This is a genomic window from Polyangium fumosum, from assembly GCF_005144585.1.
Classification (GTDB): domain Bacteria; phylum Myxococcota_A; class Polyangia; order Polyangiales; family Polyangiaceae; genus Polyangium; species Polyangium fumosum.
Map to the genome: position 1 here is coordinate 22,010 of NZ_SSMQ01000039.1, position 18,889 is coordinate 40,898.

Annotated in this window: 13 protein-coding genes; 9 read left to right on the forward strand and 4 right to left on the reverse strand. The window is 70.1% G+C overall.

Features of this window, described 5'->3' with window-relative positions; translation table 11 throughout:
- Nucleotides 1–9 precede the first annotated feature (9 nt).
- Nucleotides 10–1,293: a citrate/2-methylcitrate synthase gene (locus E8A74_RS30855; RefSeq protein ID WP_170229495.1), complete on the forward strand. Its 1,284-nt coding sequence runs from the start codon at nt 10–12 to the stop codon at nt 1,291–1,293.
- Here the strand turns inward: E8A74_RS30855 and E8A74_RS30860 are convergent.
- Both E8A74_RS30860 and E8A74_RS30865 read right to left on the reverse strand, forming a co-directional pair.
- Nucleotides 1,288–1,977, reverse strand: coding sequence for a dienelactone hydrolase family protein (locus E8A74_RS30860; RefSeq protein WP_136932694.1), 690 nt, complete (start codon nt 1,975–1,977; stop codon nt 1,288–1,290). The genes E8A74_RS30855 and E8A74_RS30860 overlap by 6 nt on opposite strands.
- Before the next feature lie 64 nt (nt 1,978–2,041).
- The gene (locus E8A74_RS30865; RefSeq protein ID WP_232379828.1) at nt 2,042–4,066 is read right to left on the reverse strand and encodes a potassium transporter Kup; all 2,025 of its coding nucleotides are present in this window, start codon (nt 4,064–4,066) and stop codon (nt 2,042–2,044) included.
- 123 nt (nt 4,067–4,189) lie between these two features.
- Between E8A74_RS30865 and crcB the strand changes: the two genes are divergently transcribed.
- The 8 genes from crcB to E8A74_RS30905 all read left to right on the forward strand — a co-directional run bounded on the left by crcB (nt 4,190) and on the right by E8A74_RS30905 (nt 13,727).
- On the forward strand, nt 4,190–4,576 hold the full coding sequence (gene crcB / locus E8A74_RS30870) for a fluoride efflux transporter CrcB (protein WP_232379829.1): 387 nt from the start codon (nt 4,190–4,192) through the stop codon (nt 4,574–4,576).
- A gap of 199 nt (nt 4,577–4,775) precedes the next feature.
- Nucleotides 4,776–5,576, forward strand: a complete 801-nt coding sequence (locus tag E8A74_RS30875; protein WP_170229499.1) for an AAA-like domain-containing protein — start codon at nt 4,776–4,778, stop codon at nt 5,574–5,576.
- Nucleotides 5,577–5,627: 51 nt separating this feature from the next.
- Nucleotides 5,628–7,763, forward strand: coding sequence for a serine/threonine-protein kinase (locus E8A74_RS30880; RefSeq protein ID WP_136932696.1), 2,136 nt, complete (start codon nt 5,628–5,630; stop codon nt 7,761–7,763).
- A gap of 79 nt (nt 7,764–7,842) precedes the next feature.
- On the forward strand, nt 7,843–9,051 hold the full coding sequence (locus tag E8A74_RS30885) for a serine/threonine protein kinase (RefSeq protein ID WP_170229500.1): 1,209 nt from the start codon (nt 7,843–7,845) through the stop codon (nt 9,049–9,051).
- A 204-nt stretch (nt 9,052–9,255) separates the two neighbouring features.
- Nucleotides 9,256–10,725, forward strand: coding sequence for a hypothetical protein (locus E8A74_RS30890; protein ID WP_136932698.1), 1,470 nt, complete (start codon nt 9,256–9,258; stop codon nt 10,723–10,725).
- A 110-nt stretch (nt 10,726–10,835) separates the two neighbouring features.
- Nucleotides 10,836–12,155, forward strand: coding sequence for a tetratricopeptide repeat protein (locus E8A74_RS30895; protein ID WP_170229501.1), 1,320 nt, complete (start codon nt 10,836–10,838; stop codon nt 12,153–12,155).
- Between the two features lie 58 nt (nt 12,156–12,213).
- Nucleotides 12,214–12,669, forward strand: coding sequence for a hypothetical protein (locus E8A74_RS30900; RefSeq protein WP_136932700.1), 456 nt, complete (start codon nt 12,214–12,216; stop codon nt 12,667–12,669).
- Between the two features lie 164 nt (nt 12,670–12,833).
- Entirely contained in the window at nt 12,834–13,727 is an 894-nt protein-coding gene (locus E8A74_RS30905; RefSeq protein WP_136932701.1) for an STAS domain-containing protein, read from the forward strand.
- A 24-nt stretch (nt 13,728–13,751) separates the two neighbouring features.
- On the opposite strand, the gene E8A74_RS30910 is transcribed toward E8A74_RS30905, so the two are convergent.
- Together E8A74_RS30910 and E8A74_RS30915 are read right to left on the reverse strand one after the other, a co-directional pair.
- Nucleotides 13,752–16,562: a YncE family protein gene (locus tag E8A74_RS30910; RefSeq protein ID WP_136932761.1), complete on the reverse strand. Its 2,811-nt coding sequence runs from the start codon at nt 16,560–16,562 to the stop codon at nt 13,752–13,754.
- 360 nt (nt 16,563–16,922) lie between these two features.
- Entirely contained in the window at nt 16,923–18,866 is a 1,944-nt protein-coding gene (locus E8A74_RS30915) for a HEAT repeat domain-containing protein (protein WP_136932702.1), read from the reverse strand.
- Between the last annotated feature and the right edge of the window lie 23 nt (nt 18,867–18,889).

Genomic DNA, 18,889 nt, shown 5'->3' on the forward strand with positions numbered 1-18,889 from the left:
CTTGATGTCGTGAGCAACGTTGATCAACATGGATTGATCAATCCACCCACTGGATTCGACAATCAACCTGGCAACCTCCTGTCCGGGCCGGAGGCCGCCGCGCTGCTCGGGGTGAAACGCGAGACGCTGTACGCGTACGCGAGCCGCGGCCTCGTCCGCAGCGTGCCCAGCGAAGGCGGCCGGAGCCGCCTCTACGTGCGCGAGGACCTCGAACGGCTGAAGGCCCGGAGCGACGCGCGCCGCGGGCACGGCCCGGTCGCCGCGTCCGCCTTGCGCTGGGGCGAGCCCGTCCTCTCCTCCACGATCACCACCATCGGCCCCGAGGGCCCGCGCTACCGCGGCCACGCCGCGACCGCCCTCGCCGCGTCCGGCGTGCCCTTCGAATCCGTCGCCGAATTGCTCTGGACCGGCGCGCGGCCCGACGAACGCCCCACCTGGACGCTGCCGCAAGATCCCGCGCTGCCCGCCGCCCGCCTCGCCGACCTCGTCCCCGAAGGCGCCCCGCCCCTCGCTACGCTCGCCCTCGCCGTCCCGGCCCTGGCCGCGCGGGATCCCCTACGCTTCGCTGCCACCGAGGAGGCCGAGCTGCCCCGCGCCCGCGCCTTGATCCGCCGCCTCGCCGCGCTCTCGGCCCTGCCAGCAGGCGCGCGCCGCGCCAAGGGCGCGCTCGCCGAGCCCACGATCGCACGCGCGCTGCTCGTCGCCCTCGGCGGCAAGAGGTCCGACCGCGCCGAAGCCGCCCTCGAACAAGCGCTCGTCCTGCTCGCCGATCACGAGCTCGCCACCTCGACCTTCGCCGTCCGCGTGACGGCCTCGACGGGGGCCGATCTCTACGCCTGCGTGAGCGCCGGGATCGCCGCGGTCTCCGGCCCCAAGCACGGCGGCGCCTGCGACCGCATCGAGGCCGTCGTCGCCGAGGTCGGGCGGCCCGAACGAGCCCGCGCCGTCGTCGCCGCCCGCGCCCGCCGCGGCGACACGGTCCTCGAGCTCGGACACCCGTTTTACCCCGACGGCGACCCCCGCACCCCGCCCCTGCTCACGGCCGCGCGCGCGGAAGCGCCTCGAAAGACCAGCGTCGCCGCCCTGTTCGCGCTGCTCGACGCGACGAAGGAAGCCGGCCATCCGCCCCCGTCCGTGGACGTCGGCCTCGTCGCGCTTTGCCTCGCCCTCGGCTTGCCGCCGGGCGCGGCCACGACGATCTTCGCGATCGGCCGGCTCGCCGGCTGGATCGCCCACGCCCTCGAACAACGCAGGGATCCTGCGCTCTTGCGCCCGCGCTCGATCGCGTCATGACGCGCGGGCGATCGCACGCCCTCGCGCCGCGACGTGCGCCTCGAACCAGTGCCCCGCGAGATCCGCGACCTGGTCGAGCGCCCCCGGCTCCTCGAAAAGGTGCGTCGCCCGCGGGACGATGATGATCTCCCGCTCGCAGCGGAGATCCTCGAACGCCTGCTGGTTCAGATCGATCACCAGCGTATCCGCCCCGCCCACGATGAGCAGCGTCGGCGCCTGGACCCGCGGCAGCGCTCCGCCCGCGAGATCGGGCCGCCCGCCGCGCGAGACCACCGCCTGCACCTCCGCCGGCCGCTCCGCCGCGGCCACGAGCGCCGCCGCCGCCCCCGTGCTCGCCCCGAAGAGCCCGATGCCGAGGCCCGCCGTCGACGACGCCCGGCCGAGCCAATCGACGACGCTCGCGACCCGCCGCGCGAGCAGGCCGATGTCGAACCGCACCTCGGCCGTCCGGAGGTCCACGGCCTCCTCCTCGACCGTCAGCAGGTCCACGAGCAACGTCGCGAACCCGCGCGCCCGCAAGCTCGCTGCGACGTGGCGATTGCGCTGACTGAACCGGCTCGACCCGCTCCCGTGGGCGAACAGCACCACGCCCTTCGGCGCCGCCGGCATCCCGAGATCCCCGTTCAGCATCACGCCGTCTGCCGGCATGCAGACCGGCGACGTCTCCGCTCGCTCGTTCACCATGATCCGCGCCCTCCCCGTGCTCCCTCGGGCATCGGGCAGAGACCCCGCCGGCGGTAGCGGTCCGTCAGAGGTCGATCTGCATGCCGAGCTCGACGACCCGGCCCGGCGGCAGGCCGAAGTACGCCGTGGCGGGGCGCGCGTTGCGGGAAATGAAGGCGAAGAGGTCCTTGCGCCATTTCCACATCTTCGAGCGGCCCGTCGGCAGGAGCGTCTCGCGGCCGAGGTAATAACTCGTGCGCTGGAGCTCGATCGAGAGCCCTTGCTCCTTACAGGCGGCGAGCAGGCTCGGCACGTGCGGGGTCTGCATGAAGCCGTAGCGGGCACAGACCCGGTAAAACCCGTGGCCCTTGTGCTCGACGGTCACGCGCTGCTCGGGCGGGATCTCGGGGACGCGCTCGTTCGCGATGGAGAGCAGGACGACCTGCTGGTGCAAGACCTGGTTGTGCTTGAAATGGTGGAGCAGGACGGGCGGCGTGCCATTCGGGTTCGAGGCCATGAAGACGGCCGTGCCCCGCACGCGGTGAGGCTTCGTGCGCTCGACGTCCTCGAGGAACAATTCGAGCGGCAGGATGCCCTCCTTGAAGGACTCGGCCAGGATCCGGCGGCCCGATTTCCAGGTCGTCATGATCGTGAAGATCACGAGCGCCATGGCCACGGGGAACCAGCCGCCCTGGAAGAACTTGGCCGCGTTTGCCGAGAAAAACGAGAGATCGATGGCCAGGAAGACGGCGACGGGCGGTAGCGCCTTCCAGAGCGGCCAGCCCCAGCGCTTCGTGACGACCACGAAATACACCGTCGTGGTGATGGTCATCGTGGCCGTGACCGCGATGCCGTAGGCCGCCGCGAGCGAGGTCGAGGTGCGGAACGTGAAGACGAGGAGAATGCAGGCCACGAGGAGCGCGCGGTTGATCTCGGGGATGTAGATCTGCCCCTCGGTGTCCTTCGAGGTGTGGACGATCGTCACGCGCGGAAAATAGCCGAGCTGCACGGCCTGCTGGGTGAGCGAAAAGGCGCCCGAGATGAGCGCCTGCGAGGCGACGATCGTGGCGCCCGTGGCAATGGCGACCGTCGGATAGAGGGCCCAGGACGGGACGAGGCCATAAAAAGGGTTCGTCGCGCCCTCGGGGTGCTGGAGCAGATATGCGCCCTGGCCGAAGTAATTGAGCAGGAGCGCGGGCCAGACGATCACGAACCAGACCCGGCGGATCGGCCCGCGGCCGAAATGGCCCATGTCCGCATAAAGCGCCTCGCAGCCCGTGATGCAAAGGACGACGGCGCCGAGGAGCAAGAAGCCGTGGCTCCGGTGTTCCAGGAAAAACGTCACGGCGTGCCGCGGATCCACGGCGGAGAGCACGCTCGGATGGGTCAGGACCCACCGGGCGCCCAGGGCGGCAATGGTGACGAACCAGACGAGCGTGACGCTGCCGAAAACATTGCCGATGCCCCCGGTGCCGCGCTTCTGCACGAGGAAAAGCGCGAGCAGGATGATCACCGTGAGCGGCACGACGACGTGCTTCAAGGGCTCGTACGCGACTTCGAGGCCCTCCATGGCCGAGAGGACCGAGATCGCGGGCGTGATGACGCCCTCGCCATAAAGGAGCGACGCTCCGAGGAGGACGAGCAAAACGAGCGGCCCCGTCCCCGGGCCCTTGCGCGTCGGCACGAGCGCGAGCAGGGCCATGATCCCGCCCGAGCCCTGGTTGTCGGCGCGAAGGACGAACGTGAGGTATTTCACCGTCACGACCATCAGGAGCGACCAGAAGACCAGGGAGAGGATGCCGAGGATGTTCGCCGGCGTGGGCGCGATGTGATGCGGGCTCTCCGGACTGAAGCACTCCTTGATGGCGTAGAGCGGGCTCGTGCCGATGTCCCCGAAGACGACGCCGAGGGCGCCGAGGAGCAAGGCCCAGCGCGCGCCCGGGGTCGTTGCGCCGTGCGCTCCGGCGCCGTGGGTCGCGGTCGCGGCGGCCATCGTCCGCGCGCTGGCTGGTGGCGCGTTTCCGGGCGCGCTTGCGTCTGGGACCGGGCTGCCCCCGTCCGCGGCGGGTGCCTCGGTGGAGGGGAGCGTCCCCGCTTGGTCTTCCGTCATGGCGCGCGGATGGTACCCCATCCCGGGAGAGAGGCGAGGCGGGGCCGGCCGCGCCGGGAGGCTTGACCACGAGGACGGCGTGGACTTTTGTAGAGCGATGCCGGCTCGGAGGCGCGCGCACCGATGGGGATGAAGCTCGTATGGGTCTGCGTCGGCGGGGCCATCGGCTCGGGGGCGCGGTTCCTCGTGACGACCTGGTCCCTCACGCGGTACGGCTCTGCGTTTCCCTACGGGACCCTCGCCGTCAACGTCCTCGGCTCGTTCCTGCTCGCGCTCCTCTTCCAGCTCTCCCGGAGCGCCACGTGGCTCGGACCCACGCTGCAGGTCGCGCTCGGGGCGGGTTTTTTGGGCGGATTCACGACGTACTCCACGTTCAACCTGGAGGTCGTCCAGTACGTACAGAACGAGCAGCCCCGCCTCGCCGCGCTGTATGGCACCGCGACGCTCGTCGGTTGCCTCTGCGCCGGGTTCGTCGGGATGCACCTCGGGCGGCTCCCCGGTTCGCGCTGACCGGTCGCGAAAAACTTCGAATCCGCGGTCCCTGGAGACATCCCTCGTCGTGAGCACGACGACGAGGCAACACGGGCAAGGCTGGTTCGGTGAACCAGCCATCGAACATGACCGAGATTCCAGCGAACGCCTGGGGCACGACAGGGCCGCAGGGGCACGGTTCCTGAGCACGCACCGGCACCGTCGCAGGTTCAACGTCGTGGGGCCCTGCCACGATGAGCTGCATTACATGCTGAACGCGAGCACGCGGCTCGTGGAGGTGCCGGACCTGGTGGCGCGCGGGGCGTACGTGGTGGTGCACGCGCCGCGGCTGCATGGGCGAACGACGTGGCTGCGGGGGCTCGCGGCTGGGCTCGCGGAGGGCGGCGCGTGGGCCGTGGTGCGGGCCTCCTGCCGGCCGAGGGGTGGCGCCGCGGAGGGGGCGTCGGGCGAGCGTGCGCTGCTCGAGGCGATCGCGCGGGCGGCCGGGGAGCAGCTCCCGGCGCCGCTGCGGCCTCCGCCGTGGCCCCCTTCGTACGACGTGCGGTTCGCGGGCGTCGTGCTCTCGGCGTGGGCGCGGGCGTGCCCGCGGCCGCTCGTCCTGCTGCTCGACGACGTGGATCTCCTGCCGCGCGAGACCCGCGCGAGCCTGCTCACGCAGATGCGGGCGACGTACGAGGCGCGGCCTCGCGCGGCGCCGTGGTCGGTCGTGTTTTGCGGCTCCGAGGAGGTGCAGGCCTCGGCCGTGGAGCTGCTCGGGCCCGGGTCGACGTCGCTCCGCCTGCCCGATTTCACGGCTGCGCAGGTGGCCACGCTCTGCGCGGAGCACACGGAGGAGACGGGGCAGCCGTTCCGGGACGAGGCTGTGGCGCAAATCGCCGCGATCTCGGGCGGGCACCCGTGGGTCGTGAACGTCCTTGCGCGCGAGATCGTGGAGAAGCTACGCCCGCCGCTCCGGCAGCCGATCACCGCCGTGCATGTGCGCACGGCCGCCGAGCGGCTGCGAGGCGCGTGGGTCTGAGCGGGTGTTTGCTTCCCGTGCGGGTGCCGCTCGGGCACAATCCGGCAGTTCATGTCGATCGGCGAGGACGATCTTGGAGAAACGGCTCCGAACGACGCCGACACCACGGCGCTGCTCATGGAGCCCTCCCCAGAGGTCGACACGACTGCGTCCGCGGAGACGCCCCAACCGACGTCGCGCATCGCGGCCCTCGCGCTCTCGCTCCCCCTTGATGACGAGGCGATCGCGCACCGCGCCGATCCGCTCATTGGCCTCGTCGTCGCGGGCCGCTACCGCATCCTCACGCCGATCGGGCGTGGCGGCATGGGCGTCGTCTACAAGGTTGAACACGTCCACCTCGGCAAGTTGCTCGCGATGAAGCTGCTTGCGGGCGAGCTCAGCATGAGCCCCGAGGTCGTGCGCCGCTTCAAGCGCGAGGCGCTCACCGTCTCGCGCCTGTCGAGCCCGAGCACCGTGCACGTCTTCGACTACGGCGTGGACGCGGGCCTCACGTACATCGTGATGGAGCTCGTGACGGGGCGAGATCTCGCCGCGGTGCTCTCCGACGGCGGCCCGATGCCGTTCGCGCGGCTCGGCAAGATCGTCCTGCAGATCTTGAGCTCGCTCGGCGAGGCGCACGGCAAGGGCATCGTGCACCGCGACGTCAAGCCGCAGAACGTGATGATCACGACGACGGAAGGCGGCACCGACATCGCCAAGGTGCTCGACTTCGGCATCGCGAAGTTGCGCGAGGAGGCCGACGCGAACGCGGGCGGCGAGGTGACGCGCCGTGATCAGCTCATCGGCACGCCGTACTTCCTTCCGCCCGAGCTCATCCGCGGCGATCCCGTCGATCATCGCGCCGATCTCTACGCCGTCGGCGTGCTCCTCTACCACGCGCTCACCGGCCATTATCCGTTTCACGCGAAGACCTCGGCGAGCATCCTGGTCAAACACGTCACGGAAAAACCCGTCGCGCCGTCGATCCGCGTGCCTTCGCGCGGCGTGCCGCCCGGGGTCGACGCCATCGTCTTGCGCGCGCTCGAAAAGGAGCCCGCGGCGCGATGGCAAAACGCCGAGGAGCTGCAGGCGGCGATCGCGGCGGAGCTACGCAAGCTCGGGACGGACGTCGAGGCGTTGCTCGACGCGAGCGCGCTCCGGAAGCTCACGCGCGCGGCGCTGGCGGGGGCGGAACGCAGCCCCGGCGAGATCGCGAGCCGCGACGAGGTCGAGGCGTACGAGCGCAAGCTCAGGAGCCGCCGGCACCTCGCCTGGTTCGCGTCGAGCCTCGTGCTCGTCCTCGGCGCGGGTGCAGGGCTCTTCGTGATGTGGCGACGCTGGACGCCACGCTTCGTGGGCGTGGAGATCGAGCCCAATGACACGGCGGCCAACGCGACGCCGCTGCCGCTCGGCGAGTCGGCGTCGGGGCTGCTCGGGAAGCGCATCGACGCGCAGCGCAGCGATCGCGACTTCTACACGTTCGAGATCCCGAAAGGCACGAGCGATGCGCCGCGGATCGCGCGCCTCGTGGTCACGGCGCTCCCGAACATGGAGACCTGCACGCTGCTCTACCGGCAGGGCTTCCAGGCCCCGATCGCGCAGTACTGCGTGGGTCGACCCGACCATTCTCTCTCGATCCCGCGCCTCGGCATCGAGCCGGGCCGCTACTACGCCTCCGTGCTGCAGGACCTGGATCCGCGCGGCGATCGAAAAATTCCTTTCGTGCACGAGAACGTGTCCGACACCTATGCCATCACGGTCGCGCTCGCCGAGGAGAGCTCCACGCACGAGATCGAGCCGAACGACGAGTTGCCCTCGGCCACGTCGATCGAGCCCGGCGAGACGCGGACGGGCGCGCTCGGGTGGATCGACGATCAGGACACGTACTGCGTCGGCGCGGGCGCGCAGGGACAGGCGATCCGCTGGACGGCGCGCGACGCCGTGCGCGACGCGGGCTCGGTGCTGGAGGTCATGACGATGCGAGGCCGGGAACTCGGCAGCAGGGTCCGCGTGCACACGGCGGGTGAGGGTACGCTCTCGCAGGAAGATTCGCGCTCTCCCTGGACGGGCCCTGCGATCGCCTATGAAGAGGGCACGCCGCGCTGCGTGCGCGTCCGGCTCGCGCGGGATCCTTGGACGGCCGAGGCGCCGCGAACGCAGCCGGGTGGGATCGAGGCCTACGTCCTCGCGGTCGACATCGTCCCCTGAACGATGTGGGACAAAAACCTCACATCCTTGCGACGAGGGGGTACACTCTCCAAAGCGCGGGGGGCACGAGGAACCAGCGATGTCGGAGAACCAGCGTTACCGGGTCATCAAGCGGCTCGCCTCGGGCGGTATGGCCGAGGTGTTCGTCGCGGAGAGCGCAGGAATCGAGGGCTTCCGCAAGCAGGTCGCGATCAAGCGCGTTCTCCCGCACCTCAGCAAGAACGAGCAGTTCATCGACATGTTCCTCGACGAGGCCCGCCTCTCCGGCCGCCTCGCGCACTCCAACGTCGTGAGCGTCTTCGACATCGGCGTCGGCGACAGCACGTACTTCATCGTCATGGAGTACGTCGACGGCGCCGACTTGAAGCAGGTCATCGAGTACCAGAAGAAGGTCGGCAGGCCGATGCCGGTCGAGAGCGCGTGCTTCATCGCCGCGAAGATCTGCCAGGGCCTCGCCTACGCCCATGATCTCCACACGCCCGACGGCGAACACCTCAACATCGTCCACCGCGACGTCACGCCGGCGAACGTGCTCATCACGCGCCACGGCGAGTGCAAGATCGTGGACTTCGGCCTCGCCAAGGCGTCGAGCCAGCTCGCCAACAGCGACGCCGGCATGATCAAGGGCAAATTCGGATATCTCGCGCCCGAGACGGTCATGGAGCTCGGCGTGGACAAACGCGTCGACGTCTTCGCCGCCGGCATCATTCTTTGGGAGATGCTCGCCGGCCGCCGCCTCTTCCTCGGCGAGACCGATCTCGGCACCGTCAAGCTCGTGCGCGAGTCGAACATCCCGTCGCTCAAGCCCATCAACCCGGACGTCCCCCCGGAGCTCGAAGAGATCCTCCGCACCGCGCTCGCGCGTGATCGCGACGGCCGCTACCAGACCGCGCGTGATTTCGGCCGTGATCTCACGCGGTTCCTCTATCGCTTCGGCAGGCCCGTCAGCGAGTACGAGGTCGCCGAGCTCGTCCTCGGCGCCGCGGGCGCGCCGGCTGTCCGGAAGGACGGGCTCGCGATGATCGGCGAGATGCTCGACCTCATGCTGCTCGAGTTCAAATCCCTCACGCAGCAGGACAACGCCGGCGGGCCGAACAGCCTGCAGCCCGATCTTTTCAAGCTCACGGGCGCAAACCCCACCGTCTCCCCCTCCTCCCTCGACACGGGGGACACCGACGAGACCTTCTCCGGCCTCAGCGACGAGCTCGAGGGCCCCGATCCGGACGACGCCCCCCAGGACAAGGGCCGCGCGCCCACCGCCTGGTGGCGAGGCCTCATTTCTCGCTGAAAGCAACGCCTCGCCGGGGCTTCACCCCGGGCCCGACCAGGGGCTCTTCGCCCCTGGACCCGAACCAGGGCACAGCCCTGGACCTCAGGTTGCATCGACCGCGGTGCGGTCGACGCAAGCGTCGTGGACGAAGGAAAAAATTGATTTCCAGCCCGCTACGCTCGTAGCTTTCCTTATTCCGGGCTCCCGCCTTCGGACCATGCGATGACCCAGACAGACAAGCCGAACCACGTGCATGTCCCCCACGACGGCCGCGTTGCTCGACGACACGCGCGCGTCTGCTTCTTCCTTTCGGCCCTCTTCGCGGCGAGCCTCGCGCCCCTTGCGATCGCGGACGCCGCCGACGCCGAGGCGCTGCTCAAGGAGGGCAAGAAGCTCGTCACGGAGAAGAAGTACGACGAGGCGTGCCCCAAGATCGCCGAGGCGTACAAGCTCTCCCCGAGCCCCGCGACGCTGCTCGATCTCGCGCTCTGTCACGAGAAACAGGGCAAGCTCGCGACCGCGTGGGGCGAGATGCTCGACGCCGAGGCCGACGCCCGCAAGGCCGGGCGCGCGGACGTCGAGGCGCGCGCGCGCGCGAACAGCAAGGCGATCGAGCCGAAGCTGCCGCGCGTGACCGTGTCTGTCGCGGCGAACACGCCCGGCATTGAGATCGCGATCGATGGCCAGAAGATCGATCTCGGCGCGCTCGGCAAGGGCCGGCCCGTGGATCCCGGCGAGCACAAGATCGTGGCGACCGCGCCCGGCCGAAAGCCCTGGGAGACCACGCTCAGCCTCAAGCCATCCGAGCGCAAGAGCGTCATGGTTCCGGCGCTCGCCGAAGACGGGAGCGCCGCGTCGACGCCGTCGGACAAACCCGCCGGCGGGGACACCGGCGCGACGGGCCAACCGGCCGGGACGACCCCGACGGGCGACACGAAGACCAACGGCGGCGCTGCGGCCCCCGGTGATACGAAGCCGAAGGACAAACCCGAGGAGCCCGACGACGGCAAGGGGCCGATCCACCGCGCGAAGCGCCTCGTCGTGGACGTCGGCGCGTTCGGCGGCGCGCAGCTCTTCCTCGGCGGCGGCAGCGTGGACGCGCTCTCGTCCCTCACGTACGAGTATCGCATCACCTACCCGCTCGGCGGTGAGGCGGCCGAGTACAAGGCTTGTGACGCGAGCGCCTGTTACGCCACGGTCGATCCTGCGATCGGCGTCCCTGTCGGCGGCCAGGTGTTCGTGGGGTACGCGCTCAGCGAGAAGATGCACCTCGGCGGCCGCTTCTTCGGCAGCTACCTCGTCACGGGCGGCTACTCGCTCCTCGTCGGCCCCGCGCTCAGCGTGCGCGTGAACGATCGCCTCTGGGTCGGCGGCACGGTCGTCGTCGGGTTCGGCGGACAGAACGCGACCATCAACGGCGCGCGCGGCGCGGTCCCGAGCGAGTGGGCCGCGCTCAATGGAGGCGACGAGGTCGAGCTCCTGCTCAGCCGCACGATCCCCGAGGAAAACGAGACCGGTTTTGGCTTCTCGTTCGGCGCCGCGGTCGAGGTCTCCTACACGCTCGCCGAGTTCGGCAAGGGCAAGAGCCTCACGACGGGCTCGCTGGTCGCGAGCGCGTGGCCCACGTTCCTCAAGACGTGGGACGGGTTTGCCATCGCCTTGCCCGTCGGCGTCGGGTACCGCTTCCACTGATCCACGCCCCTCTTCCATCGCCGCGTCCTGGACACGTTCGCGCGTGATCCTGCGCGACAAACCCGCGCCCGTGGCGTGCGCGGCGCGCGTGGATGTGGGAGGCTCGGCCCGTGCGCAGTCACCGTGCACAGGCGTGGAGCCTGGGCCACCGCGCGCTCGCGGGCCCTCTCTGGGCGACCCTCCTGCTCCTGCTTGTGTCCTGCACGGCGGCGCCTCCGCGCCACGGCGGCGAGGTGCTCCACGAGGATCGCGACGCGCTGCTCGACGAGGCCCGACACGCCGCGTACGGCGGGGACAAGCCCGCGGCGCGGCGGCGTTACGAGGCGCTCCTCGCGCGGGATCCGCGGGATGACGAGGCGCGGACCGGGCTCGCGCGGCTCGACGCCTGGGAGGGGCACCACGCGCGGGCGGCGACCGCGTATCGTGACGTCCTCTCGCGCCACCCCGACGACGACGACGTCCGGTCCGCCCTCTTCGACGTGCTCACCTGGCAAGGCCTGTGGGACGAGGCCGAGGCGGTGCTCGACGCGGCGCGACGCAAGGACACCCCTGCCCTGCTCGCCTGCCGGGCGCGGCTCGAATACGCGCGGGGCGATCTCACGACGGGGCACGCGCTCGCGGAGCGGGCCTCCGTCGCGTCCGGCGGCAACACCGAACTCCGCGCGCTCGCGCGAAGGCTCTCCACGGGGTATGCGCGGGTCACCACGCGGGTGCTCGTTTTTCCCGCGCCCATGCCGGCGCTCGGGCAGGTCGACGTCGAGGTCTCGCAGGCGTGGCGCAGGCTCCTCCTCGGCGTGGAGACCGAGCACGGCGGGCGCCCGTCGACGGCGGCGGGCGGGTGGGCCTACGGCGCGCTCTGGGGCGGCCGGGCCACGTGGCTCTTCGGGCATGGTTTTTCCCTCGGCGGCGAGGCTGCGTTCGGCGCGCCGGCCGAGAGCATCCCCCTGCTCCGCCTCCGCGCCTACGGCACGGCGCCGATCCGGCCCTGGCTGACGAGCGGCCTCGCGTACACGTACCGAAGGTACACGGGCAACGTCGAGACGCACGGGGTCAGCCCGACGCTCGGCCTCGTGATTGGCGACGAGCTGCGGCTCGACGCGACGTATTGGCTCACGCACGTCCGCGTCGAGGATCCTCGGGGCGCAAGCGAGAGCCGCCTCGTCCATGCGTTCTCGTTTTCGGCGGGCCGCACGCTCCTGCCCTGGCTCGCGCTCCGTGCGGGCTATGCGCACGGCGCTGAAGCCGAACGATTCCCGGCGGCGTTTCAGATCCTCGACCTCGTCACGGACGCCGTCTATGTCGGCGCGGACCTCTGGCCGTACGACTTTTTGCGCGTGATGCCGCTCTACAACCTCACGTTCCGCGGCCCTCCCGGCGCCGAGCGCATCACGCTGCACACCTTCGAGCTCGGCGCGCTCGTGCGCTGGTGAAAAAAGCCCCGGCGGCGCGGCGCTTTACGCCCGAGGCGCGTGGCGGCATGATCACGCCATGAAGCTTCGACGTTATCTTGGTTCGATCCTGGCCTTCTCCGCGCTCCCCCTTTTTCTCGCCTGTGGCAGCACCGTCGAGCCGGGCAGCTCCGGCAGTCCGAGCGGCTCCGGCGGCGCGGGAGGTTCGGGCGGCGCGGGCGGCTCCGACGTCCCGCTCATGCTCACGTGTTTCGACGACAGCGTGCAGTTCCCGACGGCGAGCAAAGGCTGCGTCGCGGATCAGGATTGCAGCCAGATCCTGCACGTCCGCGATTGCTGCGGCAGCCTCGCGGCCATCGGCCTCGCCGCGAAGGACGTTCCGGCCGTCTCGATGGCCGAGCAAGAATGCGGCGCGCAGGCGCTTTGCGATTGCATCGCCCAACCCACGACCACCGAGGACGGGAACACCACGGAGGACACCTCGACGATTCAGGTCGCTTGCGTCTCCGGGGCTTGCTTGACGCGCCTGCCTTGAGCCGGCGCACGAGCGATCCCCGAGACCAATCCCCCTGACGGAAGTGCCCGTTTTCTAGGCATTTTTCGATCTACCTCCCATTGACACGCCAAAACCCCCTTGGGTATCGTCGTTGGATCGGGCGCCGCGTGCCTTTGGGGTGCCCCCATCGGGAGGCCGACGACGTGTCCGATCAGGATCTGGAGCAAGAAAACAGGGCGCTGCGCGCGCGGGTCGTCGAGCTGGAAGAGCGCCTTGCCGCCCTCGCGCCCCCGTCCGCGCCCGCGCGCGCCTCGACGCTCGAATTGGGACAGCTCCTCCGGCTCCTGCTCGATCACCTCGACTTGATCGTGTGGGCCGTCGACGAAAGCGGCACCTTCACCTTCCACGACGGCAAGGGGATCGACGCGCTCGGAATCGAGCGGGGCGCATTCCTCGGCCAGAACCTCCACGTCATGTACGGCGCCGAAGGCACCTCGGGGGTCCGGATCGCCCTCGCGGGGACGCCCGCCCACGACATCCAGTCGGGACACGGAATGTATTGGGAGAACTGGTACATCCCCGTGCGGGGCGAACATGGGGCCGTCAAGCACGTCGTGGGGTTATCGCTCAACGTCACCGAAACCACGCGGACCCGCGAGGAGCTCGACACCAAGCTCGCGCTGATCGAGCGGCAACAGGAGGTCATCCAGAACCTCGAGACGCCGATCATCCAGGTATGGGATCACGTGATCACGCTCCCGATGGTCGGCGTCGTCGACAGCCACCGCGCCGCCCGGGTGACCGAGGATCTCCTCGCCGCGGTCTCGCGCCTGCAAGCGCGTTTTGCCATTCTCGATTTGACCGGCGTCGACGTCGTCGACACCGGCACGGCGAGCCACATGCTGAACATCCTCGGCGCCGTGCGCCTGCTCGGCGCCGAGGGGATCATCACCGGAATCCGGCCGAACGTGGCGCAGACGATGGTCTCGCTCGGCCTCGACCTCTCCCGCGTGATCACGCTCGCGACGTTGCGGGATGGCCTCTCGTTCGCGATCCGGAGCCTCGGCGACAAACCACGCGCCCGTACGCGCGCATGACCGCGCGCGCGCCGCGTCGTTTCCTCAGGGCGTACTCAGGGGATTCGCGGGGCTGCTCCCCGCGGCGAGCTCGTCGCCGTCGAGATATCCGTCGAGATCCCGATCGATGCCGATGCGCACCCCGGAGCCCGGCGGCACGCACGTATACGTGAGCGAGCTGCTCGTCGCGAGGAAGATCGAACGCAGAATCGCGTCGGGGATCGGCGGCATCGCCTGCTGATCGACGACGAAGCGCTGGATCTCCGGGATGTAGAGGTAGCCGACCTCCACCGCCGGAGACGAGCCCGAGATGCCCTTCGCCACGAGATCACATTCGAGGGCGTTCGCGCGCTGCAAGAGGAGATCGATTCGCGCTGCCGCCGAGGCCTGGTTCATCACCGTGAGCGTCACCTGTTGCCCGACGATGGGCGCGAGGTTCGTGTCGAACACGAGCTGATACGCCTCCATATCGCGCTTCGCCTGGTCCCCCGCGGATGTGAGAGGGATCCCCGGCGCAATCAAGACGCCGTCCGGAAGGGTCCCGGGCAAAACCTGGGTGCCCGCGTCGAAAATGGAGCTGCGCTGGAACAACGTCGGGGTCGCCCCGTCGTGGGTGAAGCCGAAGCCACGAATCTGATCCCCCAGGAAGGGATCGGGGTTCTCGGAGCCGAAGGCGGCGGCGGAGCCGAACATGCCGACCTTCTGGTACTGGTTGCGCAGGTGCACGTTCTTGAAGATCTGCGGCGGTCCGCCAAAACCCGAGGATCCATCGGCCCCGAAGAAGCCCGGGAAACGATCGTTCGGGTTGGCATTGGGATCGATCGGATGACACGTCCCGCAGGTGATCCCCCCGGGGAGGATCGCCGTCTGGAGGAAAAACGCGCGGCCCGCCTGCTGGGAGGGCGTCAGCGAATTGTCGAGGTTCCGGATCGGGTTCGGCGGATAGGCGACCTGGAGGATGAACTCCGCGAAGGCCTGCATTTGCTCGTCGCTAAGCTCCGCCGTTCGGCCGAGCAAGCCCACGAACGCGGGATTGAACTTCCGGAATGCGGCCTCCTCGTCGAACGCCCCCGTCCCCGACTGCACGCTCGGCTCGTCATTGCCGCCCGTGCGGTCGGCGCGCCAGTGCATCGGGCCCTGGTTCGCCATGCCGCGCAGGCTCTGGGTCGCCATCGGGCCCTTCATCGGGTGGAAATCGGGATTGATGAACAAGGGCCCCTTGAAGGGCCCGGGGTTGTTCAGGATCGTGCCGTCGGGGTTGCCGAGATCCCAGGAGAGATCGTCCATGTCACCGAAGATGTGGCAGCTCCCGCAGGCCGCCTCGCCATTGCTGGACGACAGCCGCGCGTCGTAGAGGAGAGGCCGCCCCGCGACGACGCTCGCCGGCTCGGGGTTGTACATCTTCACGTGGGCGAGCTCTTGGCGTGTCGACAGGCTCACGACGGAAATCGCATTGTCGAAGCGCGTGAGGACGTACATGCGCGCTCGGCCCTCGTCGAGCACCATGCCCGTCGGTCCGCCGCCGCTCAGCGGGATGTGGCTCGACGTGCTGGGCACGAAGGAGTTGTTCTCCAGCGCGGCCGTATTGAACACGCCGATCTTCGAGGACCCGAACGCGGCCACGTACAGGGTGGTGCCGGAGCTCGAAATGGCCATGCCGAGCGGCTGCGCGAGGCTCCTCTGGTTCACGGACGGAGGCGCCGGCAGATCGAAATAATCGATGTGCTTGTTGAGGTGCCGCGGGGCGACGCCGCCGGGGCCGAGCACCGTGATCCGGCTCTCGTGCAGGTGGCCCTGGAGCGTCTCGCCGGCGAAGATCCCGTCCCCCTCGAAGCGCAGGTCATTGCGGGCCTCGGTGTTGCTGACGTAGACCTTCCCATTGACGGGATTGACGGCCATGTTGAAGAGGACCGTCCCCACACCCGAGAAGGACCCCGCGGAGCCCGCGACCTGCTTGGGCGGGTTCGCGTTGGCGTCGATGACGAACACGTCCTTGTCGGGCAGCGAGAAATTCACGGCGTCATCCCAGGGGCGGCCGAGGACGTCCCGCCACGACGTGCCGTTGTACTTCACGAGGACGCCGACCTCGGGCGCGGGGAACCCTTGGAAATTCGTGTTCGGCCCGGGCACGCCGCCAAACGCCTCGCCGCCGTTGGGGACCAGGGATTCGTCGACGATGGTCGTGCGATTGCCTGAATGGAACACGGCCGCATAAACACGCGATCCGTCGGGCGTGGCCGCGAGCGCGCGGGGCGTGTCGCCGAAGAGGTTCAGGATCTTGAGCGGCGCGCCGCCCATCGTCGTGCCGAGGCTTCCTGCCTCGAAGACCCATACGTCCGCGCGGCCCACGCCGGGCGTCGTGAGCTGGGGGTCGAAGGGCGCGTTCTGGCCGCGGTGGGCCGTGGTGATGAATGCGCGGTTCTTGCTCGGACCAGCGAAGACGATATCGCGCGGCTCGTCGCCGACGTGCAGGGTGCGCACGACGGAGCCCCATCCGGTCCCGTGCACGTTGACGATGCTCACGCTGTCGGACATGTGGTTGACGACCCACACCTCGCTGTTGCTGCGCGCGGCGACCGCGACGGGCTCGAGTCCGACGGGCACGGAGCCGGTATGCTCCAGGATGCCGCTGTACGTGAGCCGAAAAATCTCGAGGCGATTGTCGGGTGTATTGACCACGAAGAGCAGATGTCCGCTCGGCGACATCGCGATCGGACGGACCTGACCGCTCTCGAACAAGGTATAAGACGTGTCGGCGGCGGACACCTCCGAGGACTGCGAGAGCGTCGCGCCGAGCGTGGCGCCAAAGAAAGCCAAGCACTTCAATCGCGTGAGCGGCGTGGCCGCGTGAGGCATGGATCGCATGACACCTCCCAGGGCAGTGGCGACGGCCGGGAACACGCCGCCATGGTCAGGAAGAAAAGGCCCAACGGGAGGATTGCCCGCAGACTGTGTTCTGTAAAGGGAGGAGGATCCCGATTACGACGGGAAGCACCGCAGCAGGGATCTCTTGGATGGTATGGACGACGCCCACGCGGAGTTCGTCCGGGGTTCGCCCGCGCCCGTCGCGACCGTACGATGTGCGCTCGGCGCAGGCGTGCGTGTTCGACATAAAAAGCCCATGGACGCATTGCGGGCCGGCGTCCGCGTCGAGGTCAGGTTCGGCAGAAAAAAACGACAGGGAGGGCCCGCACGGACGGCCCCGCCAGCGCGCCGTCAAGCGGCGGTCTCGCCCGCCTTCTCCAGGAACAAGCTTCCCGTCGTTCGTCGAGACGCACCATTCCGCTCCGAGGGTGCCCCCTCCGAGGAGCGCCACCCCTTCTTGTCCTCGCCCCCAGCCCCGAGCCCGAGCGCCTGGGACGCCTCGAAGACCACCTCCGGCGAAGGATCCGAGAGCGCCCGCACGAGCGCGGGCACCGCGAGCCACCGCTCCTCCACCTGCGCGAGGCTCCGCGCCGCGAGCGCGCGCGCCTCCGCGGAGGGATCACTCACGGCGACCTCCGCGAGCGCCGCCGTCGCCTCCGGCCCTCGCCGATCGGCGAGCTCCAGAATGGCCCGCACCCGATCCTCGAGCCGCGCCGCGCGCCGCGCCGCAATGGCGAAACGCGAGAGCGTCACCATCCTGCGGCCGCTCTCGGCAGGACGCACCGTGCCCACACGCGCCTCGAACGCCCGCGCCACGGCCTCGCCCTCCGCCTCGCAGACGGCCCGCGCCGCCGCCGCGGCAGCCGGGTCCGAAAGGAGCGCCCGCGCCTCGGCGACCCACGTCTCCACGCCCGCGAGCGCGCGCGCCACGATCCACGCCGCCTGCGCGACGCCCTCGGGTTTGTCCCTCCCCAGCATTGCCACCGCCTGCTCGCCGCCGATGCGCCCGAGCGCGAGCGCCGCGCTCTCCCGCGCCTCCGCGGCCGCGTCGTCGAGCGCCCGCCCGAGCGCCGCCGCGTGCCGGGACGAACCAAGCTCCCCGAGGATCCGAAAGACCCCCGCGCGCACCGCGCCCGCCTCGTGCCGCGCCGCGGCGACGATCGCCTCGGACAAACCCGCGCGCCCCACGGCCACGAGCGCGGCTCGCGCCGCCGCTTGCCCCTCGCCCGTCGCCTCCCCGAGCGCCGCGGCCCAGGCCGAGACCATTCCGAGCCGATCCATCGCGAGCGCCGCGCTCCGCCGCACGTCGTCGCACGGATCGAAGAGCGCCCGCTCGATCGCCGATCGATCCTTCGGCGAGAGGGCCGCGAGCGCGTCCACCGCGCGGGATCGCACCTCCGGATCGGGATCGCCGAGCGTGGCCACGAGCGTCCCCACGACCTCCTCGTCGCCCACCCGCGCAAGCGCCGCCGCGGCCCGCGCGCGCACGCCGCTCGACGGATCGCCCAGGACGACGCTCACGAGCGGCCGCGTCGACCGCGGATCCCCGATATGCCCGAGCGCCTCTGCCGCGGCCGTCCTCGCCGCGGCATTGCCGTCGCCGAGCTGCGCCACGAGCGACAACGTCGCCCCCGGATCGCCGATCTTCCCGAGCACCCGCGCGGCCCAGGTCCGCGCCTGTACACGCTCGTCGTCGAGCATCTCCACGAGCGGCCGCACCGCGTCCGATCCGAAGGAAATGAGCGCCTCGGCCACGACCTTCGCGCCCCCCTCGCCCTGCGACGCGAGCGCCTCGCAGAGGTGCGGCAGCACCGCGATGTCGGGAATGGATCCAATGGCCTCGGCCGCGGCGAGCCGCACCGTCGTGTCCTCATGCGGATTCGCGAGCGCCGACGCGAGGGCGGGGCTCGCCGACGCGGCGCCGAGCTTGCCGAGCATCCGCGCCGCGTGGGCCCGCTCGTTCCACGATTTCGATTCGCGCAGCGCGCGCTCCCAGGCCGCGCGCAAGCCGAGCTCCTCGCAGACCACCGCGCAGCGCGCCTCCTCGTCGAGCGCCTGCTCCAGGACGGCCAGGATCGTGCTGCGATCGAAGCCTTGCGCGAGCGATCGCGCCACGCGCGCGGCCGGCTCGACGCGCAGCCTGGAGAGCACCTTCCGCGCGGCCGCGAGCCGCTCGACCGCGCGCCGCTCGTGCCGCCGCCGCAGCGCCTCACGCCCGATGACCGAGATACCTGGCACGAGCGCGACGACCGCGATCCCGAGACCCACGTACAGGACCAAGACAAGGGCACTCACCGTCTCCCCCGATCCTCTTTGAA

Excerpts from the sequence above, each read along its gene's own strand:
- E8A74_RS30865 (WP_232379828.1), bottom strand. The coding sequence starts at position 4,066 with ATGACGGAAGACCAAGCGGGGACGCTCCCCTCCACCGAGGCACCCGCC.
- E8A74_RS30885 (WP_170229500.1), top strand. The coding sequence starts at position 7,843 with ATGTCGGAGAACCAGCGTTACCGGGTCATCAAGCGGCTCGCCTCGGGC.
- E8A74_RS30880 (WP_136932696.1), top strand. The coding sequence starts at position 5,628 with ATGTCGATCGGCGAGGACGATCTTGGAGAAACGGCTCCGAACGACGCC.
- E8A74_RS30900 (WP_136932700.1), top strand. The coding sequence starts at position 12,214 with ATGAAGCTTCGACGTTATCTTGGTTCGATCCTGGCCTTCTCCGCGCTC.
- E8A74_RS30910 (WP_136932761.1), bottom strand. The coding sequence starts at position 16,562 with ATGCCTCACGCGGCCACGCCGCTCACGCGATTGAAGTGCTTGGCTTTC.
- crcB (WP_232379829.1), top strand. The coding sequence starts at position 4,190 with ATGGGGATGAAGCTCGTATGGGTCTGCGTCGGCGGGGCCATCGGCTCG.
- E8A74_RS30890 (WP_136932698.1), top strand. The coding sequence starts at position 9,256 with ATGACCCAGACAGACAAGCCGAACCACGTGCATGTCCCCCACGACGGC.
- E8A74_RS30860 (WP_136932694.1), bottom strand. The coding sequence starts at position 1,977 with ATGGTGAACGAGCGAGCGGAGACGTCGCCGGTCTGCATGCCGGCAGAC.